This window comes from Micromonospora sp. RTGN7 (genome assembly GCF_033804645.1).
Classification (GTDB): Bacteria; Actinomycetota; Actinomycetes; order Mycobacteriales; family Micromonosporaceae; genus Micromonospora.
The window spans coordinates 151,551-167,668 of sequence record NZ_JAPZLF010000007.1 but is presented as its reverse complement, the minus strand read 5'-3'; the positions used below and the strand labels follow the sequence as shown (position 1 = coordinate 167,668).

12 protein-coding genes are annotated in these 16,118 nt (G+C 75.7%); 6 read left to right on the top strand and 6 right to left on the bottom strand.

Translation table 11 applies throughout. The annotated features are described in order from the left end of the window. Positions 1-55 precede the first annotated feature (55 nt). Positions 56-1,606, top strand: a complete 1,551-nt coding sequence (locus tag SNR22_RS12790) for a DUF6297 family protein (protein WP_320066743.1) — start codon at positions 56-58, stop codon at positions 1,604-1,606. Positions 1,607-1,643: 37 nt separating this feature from the next. On the opposite strand, the gene SNR22_RS12785 is transcribed toward SNR22_RS12790, so the two are convergent. The 5 genes from SNR22_RS12785 to SNR22_RS12765 form a co-directional block, all read right to left on the bottom strand. Further along, entirely contained in the window at positions 1,644-4,931 is a 3,288-nt protein-coding gene (locus SNR22_RS12785; RefSeq protein ID WP_320066742.1) for an ATP-binding protein, read from the bottom strand. After that, a complete protein-coding gene (locus tag SNR22_RS12780; RefSeq protein WP_320066741.1) occupies positions 4,928-5,683 on the bottom strand; it encodes a hypothetical protein in 756 nt (251 codons plus the stop codon). Before SNR22_RS12780 ends, SNR22_RS12785 begins: the two co-directional genes overlap by 4 nt. A 9-nt stretch (positions 5,684-5,692) precedes the next feature. Then, positions 5,693-6,829: a DUF559 domain-containing protein gene (locus tag SNR22_RS12775; protein ID WP_320066740.1), complete on the bottom strand. Its 1,137-nt coding sequence runs from the start codon at positions 6,827-6,829 to the stop codon at positions 5,693-5,695. A 124-nt stretch (positions 6,830-6,953) separates the two neighbouring features. Beyond that, positions 6,954-9,515: an FtsX-like permease family protein gene (locus tag SNR22_RS12770; protein ID WP_320066739.1), complete on the bottom strand. Its 2,562-nt coding sequence runs from the start codon at positions 9,513-9,515 to the stop codon at positions 6,954-6,956. Further along, complete coding sequence (locus SNR22_RS12765) at positions 9,512-10,351, bottom strand: ABC transporter ATP-binding protein (protein ID WP_320066738.1); 840 nt, start codon at positions 10,349-10,351, stop codon at positions 9,512-9,514. Before SNR22_RS12765 ends, SNR22_RS12770 begins: the two co-directional genes overlap by 4 nt. Before the next feature lie 141 nt (positions 10,352-10,492). Here SNR22_RS12765 and SNR22_RS12760 point away from each other — a divergent pair, with 141 nt between their 5' ends. Both SNR22_RS12760 and SNR22_RS12755 read left to right on the top strand, forming a co-directional pair. Then, positions 10,493-11,821: a sensor histidine kinase gene (locus SNR22_RS12760; RefSeq protein WP_320066737.1), complete on the top strand. Its 1,329-nt coding sequence runs from the start codon at positions 10,493-10,495 to the stop codon at positions 11,819-11,821. Then, entirely contained in the window at positions 11,818-12,459 is a 642-nt protein-coding gene (locus SNR22_RS12755) for a response regulator transcription factor (RefSeq protein WP_320066736.1), read from the top strand. Before SNR22_RS12760 ends, SNR22_RS12755 begins: the two co-directional genes overlap by 4 nt. Before the next feature lie 34 nt (positions 12,460-12,493). Here the strand turns inward: SNR22_RS12755 and SNR22_RS12750 are convergent, their stop codons facing one another. Continuing rightward, positions 12,494-12,922 (bottom strand): hypothetical protein, encoded by a 429-nt coding sequence (locus SNR22_RS12750; RefSeq protein ID WP_320066735.1) that lies wholly within the window; start codon positions 12,920-12,922, stop codon positions 12,494-12,496. A gap of 460 nt (positions 12,923-13,382) precedes the next feature. On the opposite strand from SNR22_RS12750, the gene SNR22_RS12740 reads away from it, so the two are divergent. The 3 genes from SNR22_RS12740 to SNR22_RS12730 are packed head-to-tail and all read left to right on the top strand — an operon-like array spanning position 13,383 to position 15,987. Then, on the top strand, positions 13,383-13,688 hold the full coding sequence (locus SNR22_RS12740; protein ID WP_320066734.1) for a DUF6403 family protein: 306 nt from the start codon (positions 13,383-13,385) through the stop codon (positions 13,686-13,688). After that, positions 13,685-15,067 carry a hypothetical protein gene (locus tag SNR22_RS12735; RefSeq protein ID WP_320066733.1) on the top strand — a complete coding sequence of 461 codons (1,383 nt, stop codon included), beginning with the start codon at positions 13,685-13,687 and terminating at the stop codon, positions 15,065-15,067. The genes SNR22_RS12740 and SNR22_RS12735 overlap by 4 nt, the downstream gene beginning before the upstream one ends. Further along, the gene (locus SNR22_RS12730) at positions 15,064-15,987 is read left to right on the top strand and encodes a hypothetical protein (RefSeq protein WP_320066732.1); all 924 of its coding nucleotides are present in this window, start codon (positions 15,064-15,066) and stop codon (positions 15,985-15,987) included. The genes SNR22_RS12735 and SNR22_RS12730 overlap by 4 nt, the downstream gene beginning before the upstream one ends. Positions 15,988-16,118: the final 131 nt, after the last annotated feature.

Below are 16,118 nucleotides of genomic sequence, written 5' to 3'. Positions count from 1 at the left end.
CGTCGCACGCCAGCCCGCCGTCGCACGCCGACGCCCTGCCGCCGGCCCTCCCCGCGTGAGCCAGCTCCGCGACGCGGCCGCCGTCGAAACGGGTCGCCCCACGCCCACCCCGGGCCTCGGGCGGGAGCCCACCGTCCGGGAGCTGCGCCGGTGGGTCCGCCGGCGGCAGGTCGCCGCCCGGGCGTCCGTATCCCTCGAAACCCTCTACGTGCTGGCCGTGACGGCGGCCATCGCGATCGCGCTGCTCGGGTCCTGGCTGCGCCGGGTGCTCTGGCCGGCCGTACCCGTCGACGCCTCGGCCTGGCCCGCGACCTCGGCGCTGCTCGCCGCCGCGGGTGTGGCGCTGCTGCTGACGCTGCGCCGGCTCGGGCCGCTGGTGCTCGGGCGCAGCGACCTGGCCTGGCTGCTGCACACCCCGGTGTCCCGCCGGGGCCTGCTGCTGCCGGCGCTGGCCCGGGCCCTCTGCCTCGCCGCCGTGGCGGGCGCGACCCTGGCCCTGCTCGCCGTCGGTCGCCTCGCGCCCCGGCCGACTGACGGCGCGGAGACGGCCGCCTGGCTGGCTGCGGGGGCGGGTGCGGGCGGGTGCGCGGCCCTGCTGGCTACGGCCGCGCAGCGCGACCCGAGGCTCGGCCGCTGGCTGGACCGGATGCTCACGGTGGCACTCTGCGCGCTCGGTGCGGTGGTGCTGCTGGAACCGGCCGCTCCGGCGACGCCGACGATTCCCGGGCCGGGGCTGCTGGCGGCGCTGACGGTGACCGCCGCCGGGGCGTTCACCGCCGCGACCGTACGAGGCCTGAGGCTCTTCCCGGCCGCCGCCCTGCACGAGCCGGCGGCGGACGTCGGCGCCTACCTGGACTCGGCGTACGTGATGGATCCGTCCTTCACGACCGACCTGCGGGAGCGGCGGTTCTGGCGGCGGCGGACGCTGCGCTCGGCCCCGCTGCGCCGGGGGATGCCCGTGCCGGCCCAGCACGAGCTGCGAGTGCTCCGGCGCAAGCTGCCCCGCCTCGGTTGGCTCGCCGGGGCGGCGGCGGTGCCGGCGATGTTGGCCGACGGCGCCAGCTGGATGCTCGCGCTCGCCCTGGTCGGCGGCGCGTTGACCAGCGCCTCGACGACTGCCGAGGCCACCCGGCGGGACGTCGCGCAACCGGCGCTGCTCCGGCTGCTCGGGTTGCCCGCCCGCCGGGTGCTCGCCGTGCGGCTGCTGACGGCGACCGCGCTGGCCTCCCTCTGGTGCGCGCTGGCGCTCACGGCGCTGGCCCTGCTGGGCGGTCTGCCACCGGGGCCGTGGTGGGCGCTCGGGCTGGCCTTCGGCCCCGTCGCCGGGGTGGCCGCGCTACGCCGCGCCCGGATCGGCGCGATCAACCACGGGCTGCCGCTGATCGACACGCCGATGGGCGCCTTCCCGCCCGGCCCGCTGCTCTGGCTGCTCACCGGCCTGGACCTGCTGGTACCGCTCGGCCTGCCGATGCTGACCGCCCTGTTCGGCGCCGACAGCGTCGCCGGGCCGTCCTGGCAGCGGGTGCTCCTCCAGGCCGTCCTGGCCGTCGGCGGCGCGCTGGGCTACCTGTGGTTCGCCGCCGACCGCCGACGCGCCACCCTCTAGCACCCTCCCCGCAGGACGAGCCCTGCGCGGGCGCGGGTCAGCCCGCCCTCGCGATCACCTCCTCGGGCGTCAGCGGCGCCTTGGGGTGGTGGGTCAGGCACAGCGGGGTGTCGACCTTGACGAACGGGAAGCCCTCCCCCGCCGCGTAGAACTGGCCGCTGGTCAGCAACCCGATGTCCGGCAGCCGGCCGCCCTTGGCCTCGGCGAGCTGCCGTGCCGCGTCGATCTGCGCGGGGGCGTTGAGCAGGCCGAAGAACTGGGTGGTGGCGTTTCCGGAGATCTGGTTGTGCAGGCCCTTCGGTGCCTGGGTGGCGAAGACCAGCCCGAGGCCGTACTTGCGGGCCTGCGAGGCCAGGGCGATGGAGCTGGCCGTGCAGGCGGTGCCCCCGGCCGACGGGGCTAGGGTCTGCGCCTCGTCCATGACGAAGAGGCCGCCCAGCGGCCGATCCCCGGCCGGGTGCCGCCTGATCCAGGCGAAGAGCGCCATCTGCAACTGGTTGACGAAGCTCTGCCGCTCCTGGTCGGAGGTGAGGCCGACGAAGCTGACCACCGACACCCGGGCCCGCCAGCCGGGCGTCGGGGTGAGCAGCAGACCCGGGTCAGCCGGGGCACCGGCGCCGCCGAAGAGCGGGTCGGTGACCATCGCCGCCTTCAGTGCCTCCGCCAGCTCCAGGGCCAGCTTGTCGGCCCGGACGAGGCGGCTCACCCCGTCGGGCAGGTCGGCGAGGAACTCGGTGAAGCCGGGCAGGCCCACCATGCCCGTCCTCGCGTACGCCAGCAGCGCCTCCGTCAGCACGGCCTTGCCCTGCTGGGCGAGCCGGGTCGGGCGGTTCACCCCCGCCCGGGGCGCGAGCGCCTCCACCGCCGATCGGATCGCCTGGTCGAACTCGTCGGGCGAGTCCCGCACGGGGGCGAAGTCCGGCAGCGGCTGGAAGCTCAGCGGCCGGCCGGCGAGGACCCGGGGCGTCCAGACGACGACCTCGGTGTGGTCCAGGTAGTCCCAGGCCCGCTCGTCGTCGCCCGGCCCCCAGCCGGCCGGCGGCTGCGGCCACGGGTCCCCCAACCGGGCCAGGTCGTTGTTCGGGTCCAGCACGATCGAGGAGACGCCCTGCCGGGCGCATTCCTCGACGAGCCGTCGGATCAGCACGGTCTTGCCCGATCCGGAGCCGGCGAAAATCACCGTGTGCCGGCGCAGCGACTCCAGGTTCACCAGGAAGGGCTCCCGCCCGTCCGTGGTGTGACCCAGCCGGACCGTCGCACCCCCGCCGCCGGCCGGTTGATCGCCGCCGACCGGCCGGGCCCCCACCGCCGGGCCGTCCCCGACCACCGGCGGCGACACCCGTTCCTCGCCCGGACCGAAAACTTCGCCGTCGGCACCACCCGGGACCGGCTCCCCGACCGAACCCGAAACCGAGACCAGCCCGGTGCCGGTGACACCCGAGACCGGCCCCTCGGCGGTGATGCCCGGGGCCGGCGGCTCGACCGGGCCAGGCACGGCCGGCGTGGTGTCCGGGTCGCCGAAGACCGCGCGGAACAGGGTGGTGCCGCCGGCCGGGCGGCGGGCCACCAGCCACTCCTGGTACGCCGCGTCCGGGCGAGCGCCCAGCTCGCGCAGCGCCGCGAAGACCCGCAGGTCCGCCTCCGGCACCGGGCAGCTCGTCCCGCCGGCCGCGTGGAACGCCGCCAGCACCTCGGCCGTACGCTTCCCGGTCGGCCAGGGGCCGTTGCGCAACAGCACCAGCCGGCGTTGCGGGTACTGCCGGTCCAGCCCCGCCATCGTGGAGGCCGCCTTGACCCGGGCGATCGTGGCGATGGCGTTCGGGTGGGCGATGGCCCGGAAGCACCAGTGCGCCTCGTTCTCGGTGGCCTCGTCCAGCACCTCGATCAGCCGGCCGTGCAGGGCCGGCTTGCGGCCCGGCGGCGGGTCGTGCTTGTACGTGGCCCCGGTCGGGGCCTGCTCGGCGATCCAGGCGGCCAGCCCGGCGGCGAGCAGCGGCGGCAGGTGCTCGTCCTCGGTCCGGTGCTCGAGCGCCGAACCCACCTCGGCCGCCTCGACCAGCCGGGCGAACCGCTCGTCCAACGGCCCCAGGTCCATCGCCCCGGTCGCCGACGGCGGCACCACCGGCGGGTCGCCGCCGTCGATCAGCCGGTCCAGCGGGGCCACCTCATCGGCATCCCGGCACCAGGAGACGTGCCGGTCCACCCGGCGCAGCAGGGCCCGTGGGGTCAGGTTCGGGGCATCAGCGAACGCCTGCGGGCTGATCGGCCACGTCGGCGTGGGCGGCGTGAAGCGCAGCGCGGCGAAGGCAGCGGTGAAGCGCTTCTCCACGATGGCCAGCCCGATCTCCGGGGTCGGAATGCGGTCCGGCAGGACGGAGACCCGGAACCGGTCCGCGACCGAGGTGGGCGCGCTGCGGATCAGCAACTCCCAGGTGTCGGGCAGGCAGGAGACCACGATCAGCGACCGGCGGGTCACGTCACGCAGGGTCAGCAGCCCGTCGGCGATCGGCCCGAACGCGGTCGCCTGGGCATGGTCCAGCTCGGCGCGCGGGTCGAACATGGAGGTGCTGGTCTGGGCGAAGAGCGTGTCGAGCTGGTCCAGGGCGATCACCGTCGGGTCCAGCGTCAACGCCATCAGCCGGGAGATGTCCTGGACGACCTGCTGCGGGGTGCAGAGCCGGGGGGTCAGTCCCCAGGCCGCCCGGCCCACCGGGTCGCCGGGCTCGCTGATCAGGTGGGCGTACCCGACGTCCTGGTCGTCGAAGTCCCCGGAGCCGTGCAGCACCAGCGCCCGCGCGGTGTCCTGGCAGTCCCGGCCCACTTCCCGGTGGTGGGTCCGCAGGGCCCGGACGAAGGTGTCCAGGTCGTCGCGGGTGAGCGGCCGGAGACCGGCCACCGCGTCGCGGACCTCAGCCGGGATGCCGAGCTGCGAGGTGAGCCGGCGCAGGAACTTGCGGAGCTGGGTGCCCCAGCGGTGCTCCTCCCGGCCCATTCCCTCCACCATGGCCAGCGCGACGCTCGCCCAGAACGTCTTCCCGCTGACCATGTTGACCAGGAAGAAATAGCCGCCGTCGCGCTGGATGCGCTCGCGGACCGCGCCGAGCAGGTGGGTCTTGCCGGAACCCGCCCGGCCCTGCATGGCCACCCCGAGGGGACGGCTGTCATCGTCGGTGCGGGCCCGCGCCACTCCGCGCAGGATCTCGGCGACCACCCGCTCGTGCAGCTCGGGCACGTCGTGCGGGGCGGGACGCCAGACGTCGTCCGGGGTGACCGCCGGGTTGAAGGTCAGCGCCTCCAGCGCGGTGCGCTCGTCGTCGTCGATCATGCCGCGCCGATCGACAGGATGTGGTTGTCCTCCTCGCCGATGCGTACCGCCGCCGCCCGGTCCCGGGCGGTCAGCGACTTGCTGTTGGCCACCGGGATGATCCGTACGCCGGCCTGCCGGACCAACACCCGCAGCGCGGCGTCCACGGCGGCCCGGTCGACCTCGCCGAGCCGCTCACGCAGGTCGGCCAGGCCGACCCACGCGCCGGGGGCCTTGGCCAGTTCCCCGTACGCGGCCCGAATCAGCTCCGCCACGTCCCCGGCGGTGGTGGGCATCGCGGGCGCGGCGGCGGCCTCGGCGGCCGACGGCGAGGCTGCGGCCTCGGCGGCCTCGGCAGCCTCGGCGGGCAGCGGCGGGGCGGCGGCCTCGGCGGCCGGCGGGGCAGCGCTGGCCTGACTGAAGAAGTCGGCGTGACTGACCCGGAGCCGGCCCAGGCCCCGGTGCAGGTTGCCGAGCAGGGTGAACAGGGATCGGCTGCCCGAACCGCCCGTCTTGGGCGGGGTGCCGGTGTGCAGCTCCCGCATCACCCGCCACCCCTCGTCGGTGAGTTCGTGGGAGAACGGGCGGTGTTTCTTGTCGGTCTCGACCAGGTCGAGATCGACCAGTTTCTTGTTGTCCTTGCCGGTGAGGGTGAAGCCGGCCAGCTCCCGCAGCTCGGTGTTGTTCAGCTTCCGGGCCTCCACCATCAGCACGACGAGCACGTTGATCTGGTTGGGGGTGAGATTCGGAAGGTCAGCGGTGTCGCTCGACAAGGGGTTTCCTCATTCCTGTGCGGGGTGCGCGCCGGCCGCGCGTCGCCGGGCCAGCAGGTCCCGGATGCTCCGGGCCACGGCCTCGACGTCGGCCAGCACCTGCTCGTTGGTGAACCGGAGAACGTCGAGCCCGAGCAACTGGAGCTGGACGTCGCGCCGCCGGTCGTCGGCGAACATCATGCGCCCCCGATGCTCCGGGCCGTCCACCTCGACCGCAAGCCCCTCGACCGACCAGAAGACATCCAATCGGTACGACCGGCCCAGCGGGTGCCACTCGTACACATGGTTCCACCGCCGGCCCCGGGCCCAGTCGTGCGGGGCCAGGGCCCGCTCCAGGGCCTGCTCGGCGGCACTGTCCGGGCGCGGCGCCCCGGCCACCGGCGGGTACGCCAAACCCGCTCCGCCCGCCGGGTCGGGAACCCGACGGGGTGCCGGCGTCAGCTCGGTGAGATGCGCCGGAAGCACGATCGGCACCGACCGCACCCGGTCCGTGCCGTGGCCGAGCGGGCCGGCGAGCCACACGGCGCAGCGACCGTGCTGCACCAGCCACTCCGCCGCCGCCACGAGGACCCGCTCGTCCTCCGGGCCGGCACCCTGCGGTGGCTCGACCAGCAGCGCCAGGGCGTCCCGCCCGTACGCCTCGGCGAGGACCCGGGCCAGGCCGGCGGCGCGTACCTCGGCGGGAAAGCGCGGGCGGCGGACGGCCCGGCCGGCGGCGGGGGTGACGGCGGCGGGGGTGCCTGGATCGTCGGCGCGCAGCGCCCGCTCGGCCAGGTCGGCGAGGAACGGTCCGAAGTGCGCGGAGCGGGCCGCGAGCCGGGCCGCACTCCCCCGGACGGCCGCCCGGGAGAGCGGACCGCCGCCGTCGAGTCGGCCCGCACCGGGCAGCCAGCGTGGCAGCAACGCCCGCGCGGCGCCCTCCCACTCGTCGAGCACGGCGGTGACCAGGCCGCCCAGGGCCAGGCCGCGCCCCGGGCGGTAGGCGAGCACGGCCGGCGCGGACGGCGGCAGCGGATCGAGGGCCAGCCGAAGCAGCTCGGGATCGACGCCCGCGAGGTGGCTGACCTGGCGCGGCGGTACCGACGCCCACCACCGCGCGTCGGCCCGGCCATGCCCCGCCCCGACCCGCCCGGCCCCACCCCGCATGGTGGGGCACCCTACCGAGCCTTCGACGTCTCCGCCGTCCCCCCGCAGCGGCGGACGCCCGCTCCGGACGTCCCGCACGACTGCGGCACCGAACGTCCACGGCGGACGCCCGCCGCCGGTGCGCTCACTCGCCGGTGCTCAGGGCCGCCATCGGGCTCACCCGGCTCGCCCGGCGCGCGGGCAGCAGGCCGGCGAGCGCCGTCGCCGCCGCGAGCATCAGCACCACCAGGGCGAGCGGGCCGGCGGGGAACTCCACGGTCACCTGGGCGTCGACCGCCACGATGGCCAGCCACGAGTACGGCAGGGCCAGCAGCAGGCCGAAGGTGGCGCCGACGACGCCGTACAGCCCCGCCTCGACGGTCAGCATCGCCGCGAGCCGTCGCCGCGTCATCCCGACCGCCCGGAGCAGCCCCGACTCCCGGGTGCGCTCCACCACGGACAGGCCGGTGGTGGTGCCGACGCCGACCACGGCGACGAGCACGGTCAGCCCGACCAGGCTGAGCAGCACCGTGGACAGCTCACGCAGCCGCCCGTCGAGATCGTCGCGGTCGTCGGCGTGCACCTGGATGCTCGCCTCGGGGCCGACGGCGCTGCGCAGCGCCCGTACCGCCGCCGAGCGGGCCTGCTCGCCGTCGTCGGCCACGTCGGCCAGCACCCCGGTCGGCCCGGCCGGGACGCCGAGCCGGTCAAGGTCGGCCGGGTCGACCAGCAGCCCGGCGCGTACCGGGGTGTCGGTCATGGTGGCGGTCACCCGCAGCCGCACCGACCGGTCGCCCCGGACGACCGTCACGCTGTCACCCGGGCCGACGCCCGCCGCGTCGGCGAGGCTGCGCCGCAGCACCACCCGACCCGGGCCGGCGTCGGCGAGGCTGCCCGCGCTCGCCCCGAACTCCCCCCAGGTGCCCAGCGCGCGCAGCTCCAGGTCGACGGCGGCGAGGCCGTCGTGGTCCACCTGGTCGACCCGGACGTCGGCGCTGCTGCGGTACGGCACCACCCGGTCCAGCGCGCCGACGGCCCGCACCCGCTCCACCAGGCCGGGCGGCAGCGGGGCGGCATCGGGGTCGGTGACGCCGATGTCGGCCGGGGCCATCCCGGCCAGTTCCCCCCGAATCAGCGTGTTCAGCGTGGCGACGCCGATCAGCGCGCCGGCGGTCAGCGTCACCCCGAGCGCGACGACGACGCCCACCGCCGCCGCCCGGCGGGGTGCCCCACCGACACCGCCGACGGCGAGCCGGCCGAGGGGTCCGAGGCGGCGCAGCGGCCAGCCCAGCACGGCCAGCGCCGGGCGTACCAGCAGGGGCCCGAGCGCGACCAGGGCGGCGAACGCCAACGCGCCGGAGGCCACGATCACCAGCAGCGGCCCGAGCGGGTCGTAGTTCTCCGGGTTCGGGCCGGGCAGCATGGTCACCACCAGGCCGCCCACCAGCGCCGCGCCGGCGGCGAGCAGGATCCCGGTGACCAACCGGAGCCGGCCGATACCCCGCCGGCCGGCCGTGGTGGTGGCCGTGCGCAGCGCCTCCAGCGGGGCGACCCGCACGGCGGTGGCGGCCGGCGCGAGCACGGCCAGCGCGGTGACCCCGGCCGCGCCGAGGACCACGGCGAGCGCCGCCCCCACCGGGTGACCGGGTGCGGCGACGTCCAGGCCGAAGGCCCGCAGCAGCGGCGGCAGCGCGTGGCCGAGGGCGTACGCGCCCAGCACGCCGGCCAGGCCGGCGACCAGGCCGGTGAACGCGCCCTCGGCGACCAGAGCCCGGAGCAGGCCGGCGCGGCCGGCCCCGACGGCACGCAGCAGGGCGAGCTGGCGCATCCGTTGGGCGAAGACGATCCGGAAGGTGGAGACGGCGACCAGGACGGCGGCCACCACGGCGATCGCCACGAACATCGTGGCCAGGGCGAAGAGGTTCCGGACCCCCGCAACGGCCCGTTCGGCCTCCTCCTGGCGGACCTCCGCGCCCGTGCGGACCACCGGCTGCGCGCCGGCCGATGTCGCGCGGCTCTGCACGCCGGCCGGTGTAGCGCGGCTCAGCGCGGCGGTGACGGCGGCGGTGACCTCGGCCGGGTCGGCACCCGGGGTGAGCCGCAGCTCGATCTGGCGGAGCCTGTCCTGGCCGGCGAGGCGGGCGGCGAAGGTCTCGGTGGTGTAGCCGGTCGTGCCGTGGTCGTCGGGGGTGGCCACGACGCCGACGACGGTCAACGTGACCGGCCGGCCCCGGTCAGCCGCCGCCAGCCGGACCGTGCCGCCGACGTCCAGGCCGAGCCGCTGCGCGGTGCGCGGGGTAACGGCGATCTCGTCGGCCGCGTCGGGGTAGTCGCCGGAGAGCAACCGGACCGTGGCGAACGGGCCGGAGCCTGGGTCGGCGTAGACCGAGATCCCGTCCCCGCTGGTGCCCGGGAACTCGTGGAAGCTGTCGGTGCGGCCCACCGCCTCGGCCACCCCCGGCACCTTCCGGATCGCGGCGAGGGCCTCGGTGCTGACCCCGTCCTCGCCGGAGACGAGCAGGTCGACCGCCGCCGGGGTCCCGCCGATGTCGGCGAGCACGGTCCGCTCGGTGATCTGGTATCCCAGCACGCTGCCGAAGACCACGAATGCCGCGACGACGACCGCCAACCCGGTCAGCAGGGTCCGGGCCGGGCGGCGGACGGCGTCAACGAGCTGGGCGCGCAGCACGCTCGTGCGCCGGGTCACCGGGTCACCGCCGAACCACGCAGGGCCGGGTCGCGCAGGGCCGGGTCGCGGTCGCGGTCGCGCAGGATGCGTTCGTGCCGGGCCTCGTCGCGCAGGGAGACGGCGTGCAGGGCTGCGGTGATCGAGGCGTGGTCGGGCGAGGCCAGGTCGCCGGCGATCCGGCCGTCGGCCAGCAGCACCACCCGGTCGGCGTACGCGGCGGCGGCCGGGTCGTGGGTGACCATGACCACGGTCTGGCCGAGGGTACGCACGCAGTCGCGGAGCAGGGCGAGCACCTCCGCCCCGGCGCGGGAGTCCAGGTTGCCGGTCGGTTCGTCGGCGAAGACGACCTCCGGGCGGGCGACCAGCGCACGGGCCAACGCCACCCGCTGCTGCTGGCCGCCGGAGAGCTCGCTGGGGCGGTGGGTCAGCCGGTCGCCGATGCGCAGCGCGTCCACCACGCGGGCGAGGAGCTCCCGGTCGGGGGCCCGGCCGGCCAGGTCGAGCGGGAGGGTGATGTTCTGCACTGCGGTGAGCTGCGGCAGCAGGTTGAACGCCTGGAAGACGAACCCGATCCGGTCCCGGCGTACCCGGGTCAGCGCCCGGTCCGACTGCCGGCCCAGGTCGGTGTCGCCGAGCAGCACCTGCCCCGAGGTGGCCGTGTCCAACCCCGCCAGGCAGTGCATGAGGGTGGACTTGCCGGACCCGGACGGACCCATGATGGCGGTGAACGCGGCACGACGAAAGCCGACGGAGACGCCGTCGAGGGCGCGTACCGCCGCTTCTCCCCTGCCGTACACCTTGACCAGGTCGACGGCCGCGACGGCCGGGCTCGGGTCCGGATGGTGGGTGGTCATGATTCCTCCAGCTCTGACGGGACCCGGCCAGCCTGCGTCGCCGCAGGTGGGCGGCGCATCGGTCCGCCGGCGGACCCGCCGCCGGCCGGGTCCGACTTTCGGCAGATCCCCCGGGCCGGCCGAGTGGCTACCGTGGTTTCGGTGATCCCACTTCCCCGCCGCCGGTGGCGCCGGGCCGGGCAGCTCGCCGCCCTGCTCGGCATGGCACTGCTCGGGCTGGTCGACGTCGGCGGTGGTTACGTCTTCCTCGTCGGCGGCACCCTGGCCCTGCCGGCCGCTGCGGCCCAGGTCGCCCTGGCGGTCGCCACCGCGGCGGTGTGGCTGCCCGCGCACCCGCAGAACTCCCGCCGGCTGGCAGCGGCGGCCGTTGCGGTGGCGCTGTGGTCGCTGGCCACCACGGTCGGCTACGGCTACCTGCGGCTCACCGGCGGGCAGGACGGTCGGGTGCCGCTGCTGACGGCGGCCCAGATGTGGGGGTTGGCGGAGTCCTGCGGGCTGCTCGGGACGGCCTACGTGGTCGCCCGGCGGGCCGCCCCGCTGCCGGCGCTGGTCGCCGTCGCCGCGACCGGCCTGGCCGTGACCCTGCTGCCGATGCGCGCCGGGGTCGACAACGGCCACCTCGCCATCGGCATGGGATACGCGCTGCTCGCCGCCGGGGCCGCCGCCGCCGGCACGTACCTGCGGCTGGTGGCCAACGCCCGGCAACGGCAGCTCGCGGCGGTACGCGCCGAGCAACGCGCCGAGTTCGCCCGGGACCTGCACGACTTCATCGCCCACCACGTCACCGGCATCGTGGTCCAGGCCCAGGGGGCCCGGTACGTCGCCGCGCAGGACCCCGAGCGGGCGGTGCTCGCCCTGGAACGGATCGAGCACGCGGGCGCGGAGACCATGGCGGCGATGCGCCGGATGATCGGCGTGCTCCGCGACGCCGACGCCCCGCCCGACGCCCCGATGGCACCCCTGGCCGGGGTGGCCGACCTGCCGGAACTGGTCGAGGACTTCACCGCCGCCGGCCCGGTGCGGGCCCGACTGCACACGGACGGGCCGCTCGACGGTCTGCCGGTCGAGGTGGCGTCCTCGGCGTACCGGGTGGTACTGGAGGCGCTGACGAACGTCCGGCGGCACGCCGCCGGGGCGAGCCGGGTGGACGTGCGCCTGCACCGCACGCCCCGGTCGCTGCTGGTGCGGGTGGTCGACGACGGGTCGGGACGGCGCGCCGGCCGGCGGGGTTTCGGGCTGGCCGGGCTGACGGAGCGGGTGGAGGCGCGGGGCGGGCGGCTGCGCGCCGGCCCCGGGGAGCGCGGCGGATGGGTCGTGGCGGCGGCGCTGCCGCTGGACGGCGGGCCGCTGCCCCCGGATGCGCTGCCGGCGGAGGAACTGGCAGCAGAGGCGTGGTCGCCCGAGACGCTGGCGGCTCGGGGCGGTCAGGCGCTGCCGGTCGGGGGCGACGAGACGAGGAGCGGCCGATGATCAGGGTGCTGGTGGCCGACGACCAGGCGATGGTGCGGACCGGGTTCGGAATGATCATCGACGCGCAGCCGGACATGGAACTGGTCGGCGAGGCCGCCGACGGTGTCGAGGCGGTCGAGGCGGCCCGCCGGCTGCGCCCCGACGTCGTCCTGCTGGACATCCGGATGCCGAGACTGAACGGGCTGGACGCCCTGCGTCAGCTCGCCGGCCCCGACGTCGTCGACCCCATCCGGGTGGTCGTGGTGACCACCTTCGATCTCGACGAGTACGTGCACACCGCGCTGCGCAACGGCGCCTGCGGCTTCCTGCTCAAGGACTCGGGTCCCGCGCTGCTGGTGGAGGCGGTCCGGGCCGCCGTCTCCGGCGACGCGCTGATCAGCCCGTCGATCACCGTACGGCTGCTGCGGCACCTGAACCCGCCCACGGCCCCCCGGACCGGGGACGGTGGCCTGTCGCCCCGGGAGCTGGACGTGGTGCGGCTGGTGGCGAGGGGCGCGACGAACGCCGAGATCGCCGCGAAGCTGTTCATCTCCGTCGGCACCGTCAAGACGCACCTGGGCAGCGTGCAGGCGAAGCTGGACGCCCGCAACCGGGTGGAGATCGCCGCCTGGGCCTGGGAGCGCCGCCTGGTCGGCTGACCCTGTCGACGCCGGGATCCGCGCCCAGGGTTAGTCAGCGCCGGGAAGCGTCCCGGGGGCTGGTCAGGGACGCTTCCCGGCGGCGGCGGAACAGGCGGACGCCGGCGCTGACCGCGGTGCTGCCGGACGCCAATCCGACCAGCATCCCGACCGCGCCGATCACCCAGAGGCCGGAGTCGTCGCTCGTCGCCGCCCGCCAGGCCCACGCGGCGGTGAAGGAGACCGTCATCACCGGCACCACCAGCCAGGGGCTGAACAACCAGCCGCCGACGGCCGCGAGCGCCATCAGGGACAGCACGCAACCGACGACCTGCCATCCCTCGTACGGGCCGCTGGTCGAGGAGGTCTCCGGGTCGACCGTGTACTGCGTGTCCCAGCCGAGCCAGGCCCACCAGAGCGCGACCGTCGCCACCGCGAGGACCACCCCACCGAGCAAAGCCCGCGTACGCGTCGAGGTATGCACAGCATGATCCTTCACCATCGACCGCCACCCTGCTCGGGCACCGGGCCCTGTCGCGCTGGTGGCCACTGACCGTGGGTCATCGCCGGTCGTGGTCGGGCCAGTGCCCGTGTGCGGGTGGGGCGTCTGTCACCAGGGCACGACTCCGGCGTCCTCGAAGAACCCGCCGGTGGGGCCGTCGTCGGGCAGGGTGGCCAGACGGATGGCGATCACCGCCCCTTCCTTCGGCGTACGCACGCCACGGAAGCCGTTGAGGTCGGTGGCGACATGGTCCGGACCGCCACCAGCCTCTGACGGCCGCTCTCAGAGGAAGTCCTGACCCGCACCGGCCCCGAGTGGCCCGGGTTGACGTGATCAGCCAGACTCGGCCCGTACCTCGTCCTGCTCGGAGGCGCCTCCGAGCAGCTCAGGCAGGGGTGGGCCGCCCAGGCGGGGCTCGGCCCTCGGCACAAGGTTGGAGCGCATGGCACAGACCCTCCCGATCTGGCTCGCCGGTGGCCTGCTGCTGGTGGGCGCGGGCTTCGTGACGACCCTGCTGCCCCGGTGGCGGGCCCGCGACCGAGCGCGCCGGACCGCCTGGTCGACCGCGCGGGCGGAGATCGACGGCGCCGCAGTCAGCCGGGACGCGGCGGCGACTCGGGTGCCCGAGGCCGAGCGGCTGCTCAACCGCGCCGAGCTGATCGCCGCCGGCCGGGGCGGGCCGGCGGCGGCGCGGGAGGCGGCGGAGCACGCCCGGCGGGCCGACCGGTTGTGGCGGGGGCAGGCATGAGCGTCCGTCGCCGTCGGCGTGCCCTCGAGGCGCTGCGCTGGGCGTCGCTCGGCGTCGCCGTGGTGGTCCTGGTGGTCTTCCTGCAGGCCCAACGGCAGAGCGTCGACGTCAGCTACGGTCGGTCACCGTCGTCGTCCTCGGCGGGGGGCACGACGGGCTCGGCCGGCGAGTCGAGCGCCGCCAGCGTGCCCTCGGTGGAGGAGATGACCGCACTGGTGGCGGCCGACCCGGTGGTCCGGTTGCCCGGATCGATCGCCCGGTGGAACGAGCAGCGGGTCCGGGAGGTCATCGGCAGCACCGACGTCCGCATCCTGGTCGCGCCGCCCGGCCTCGACGAGGACGAACGCAAGCGGCTCCGGGACGTGGAGAACGCCACCGTCCTGGTGGTCGGCACCGAGGTCAGCGGCGGCTTCTACCGGGCCGTCGCCGACGACCTGCCGAGCTGGCGGGCCCAGTTCGCCGTCGGCGACGTGACGGGGCCGCTGTTGACACTCATCACGGCGTTGCAGGACCGCCCCGCCCCGCCGGACCTCGACGAGTTGACCACGCGTGAGCCGACCGCGCGGGAGTTGGCCGTCGTCGCCGCCGACCTGCGGGCGAGCGGGTTGCATTGCGCGGCCGGGGCCACCCTGACCGACGTTCCCGCCAAGACCGCGAAGGAAGCCTTCCCCGACGGCGCGTGGTTCGCCGCGTTCCCCGCGCAGCGCGACGGCACCCCGCTGCCCCGGTACGGCCCGGCGCTGGCCAAGCTCTTCCCGGACCAGCCGATCGTGGTGCTGCACGGGCTCTGGATCGAGTACCACGGCCCGGGGCGGGAGGACTTCGCCGAGCTGGTCGAGGCGAGCTTCTACGGTCAGTTCGCCGACCTGCTCAGCCGCTCCGACTACCCGCAGCGCAACGCGCTGGGCGTCTATCTGAACCGGGTCACCGACGTCCGCTACGCGGGACTGTTCGACCGGCCGCTGCCGTACCGGCCGGCCGACCCGCTGCGGGTGGCGCTGCCGGCGCTGCCGTGGGTCTTCGCGGCGTGCGTGGCGGCGTTCCTGGCCCTGTCGGTCCGGTCACTGCGCCGCGCCGGGGGCGGCCTGCGGGGCCGCATCGCCGGTGGCCCGCACCGGGGCGGCGTGCCGGCCCGGCTGGCCGGGCTCACCGCCCTCGCCGTGGAGATGTCCCTGTTGACGGACGTCCGCAGCGATCCGGCGCTGACCCGGGGCATCGTCCGGCTACAGGCTGCCCGCGAGGCGCTCGGCGAGGAGCTGCCGGACCGGCACGTCCACACGTTGCTGGCGAAGGCGGCCAACGAGTTGGACGACGCCGCCCGCACGCTGGGCATCCCCGGCTACCGGCCGGACATCTATCTACAGGGCAGGTTGACGTGAGACCGTCCGTACGCCGCAGGCTCGGTGACCTGCTCGGCACGCCCTTCGGCCTCGCGGTCCTGGCCTGCGCGGTGCTGGCCGGGTGGGCGCTGTGGACCGGCGGCGCGCTGGACGGGCCGATCGCCCGCCAGGTCCGCACCTCGTCGGTGTACGCCGCGCCCGGCGTCGACCTGGACCGGGCCGCGGCAGAAAAGATCATCGGCAACCGCCGGCTGGTGGTGATCCTGCTGGAACCGGGGGCGAAGCTCCGCGACGCCTGCGACCAGGTCAAACGCGCCGCCGACGGGACGGTGGTGCTGGTGATGAGCCGCGACGGGGAGGACTGGGACACCTACGGCTGCGCGCTGCTGCCCAAACGCGACAAGAAGAACTTCGGCCGGGCCGCCGTCGCGGAGACCACCGTCGGCAACGGCACCGACACCTTCGTCGACCGCCCGCTGGAGGCGCTGAAGATCATCGCCGTCAACTACGACCGGCTGGTGGGCGCCGGCATCGCTCCCGACGGCGCCCGTACCATCAGCCCCTCCCTGCCCCGGTACCTGCTCGCGGGCGCGGCGATCACGGCCGTCGTCGCCGGATCGGCGGCGCTCTACGTCGCGGGCCGCCGGGCCGGCCGGCTGGCGACCGCCCGCCGCGCCCGCCGCGACGACCGGGCGGACGACCGCACCGCGCTCAGCGCCGCCACCGCCGTGCTCGCCCAGCAGATCATCGACCTCGACCAGCGGTACGCCCAGGCGGGCACACGCGGCGGCAAGGTCGACCGGGAGTTCCGCCGCAGGTATCTGCGCCTGACCTCCGAGTACGCGGCGCTGGTCGACGGCATCACGGCCGTGGACGGCGACGACCCGGCGGCCGTACGCGAACTGAGCGAGCGGGTGAACGAGCTGATCCAGCGGGCCGTCCACCTTCCCACGACTTAGCTGCCTGGGGCGGGCGGCCCTACCCGGCGCAGGTCCCCTACGCGCTGAGCGCTACGACAAGTGGCAGGCGTACTCGCAGGCGAAGCGGGCCAACAAGCTCTTCGCCATCCACCTCGACGTGCTCGGCCGCT

What these genes read in the sequence shown, in the direction of transcription:
- SNR22_RS12785 (WP_320066742.1), bottom strand. Translation starts at nt 4,931, where the DNA reads ATGATCGACGACGACGAGCGCACCGCGCTGGAGGCGCTGACCTTCAAC.
- SNR22_RS12775 (WP_320066740.1), bottom strand. Translation starts at nt 6,829, where the DNA reads ATGCGGGGTGGGGCCGGGCGGGTCGGGGCGGGGCATGGCCGGGCCGAC.
- SNR22_RS12765 (WP_320066738.1), bottom strand. Translation starts at nt 10,351, where the DNA reads ATGACCACCCACCATCCGGACCCGAGCCCGGCCGTCGCGGCCGTCGAC.
- SNR22_RS12755 (WP_320066736.1), top strand. Translation starts at nt 11,818, where the DNA reads ATGATCAGGGTGCTGGTGGCCGACGACCAGGCGATGGTGCGGACCGGG.
- SNR22_RS12740 (WP_320066734.1), top strand. Translation starts at nt 13,383, where the DNA reads ATGGCACAGACCCTCCCGATCTGGCTCGCCGGTGGCCTGCTGCTGGTG.
- SNR22_RS12735 (WP_320066733.1), top strand. Translation starts at nt 13,685, where the DNA reads ATGAGCGTCCGTCGCCGTCGGCGTGCCCTCGAGGCGCTGCGCTGGGCG.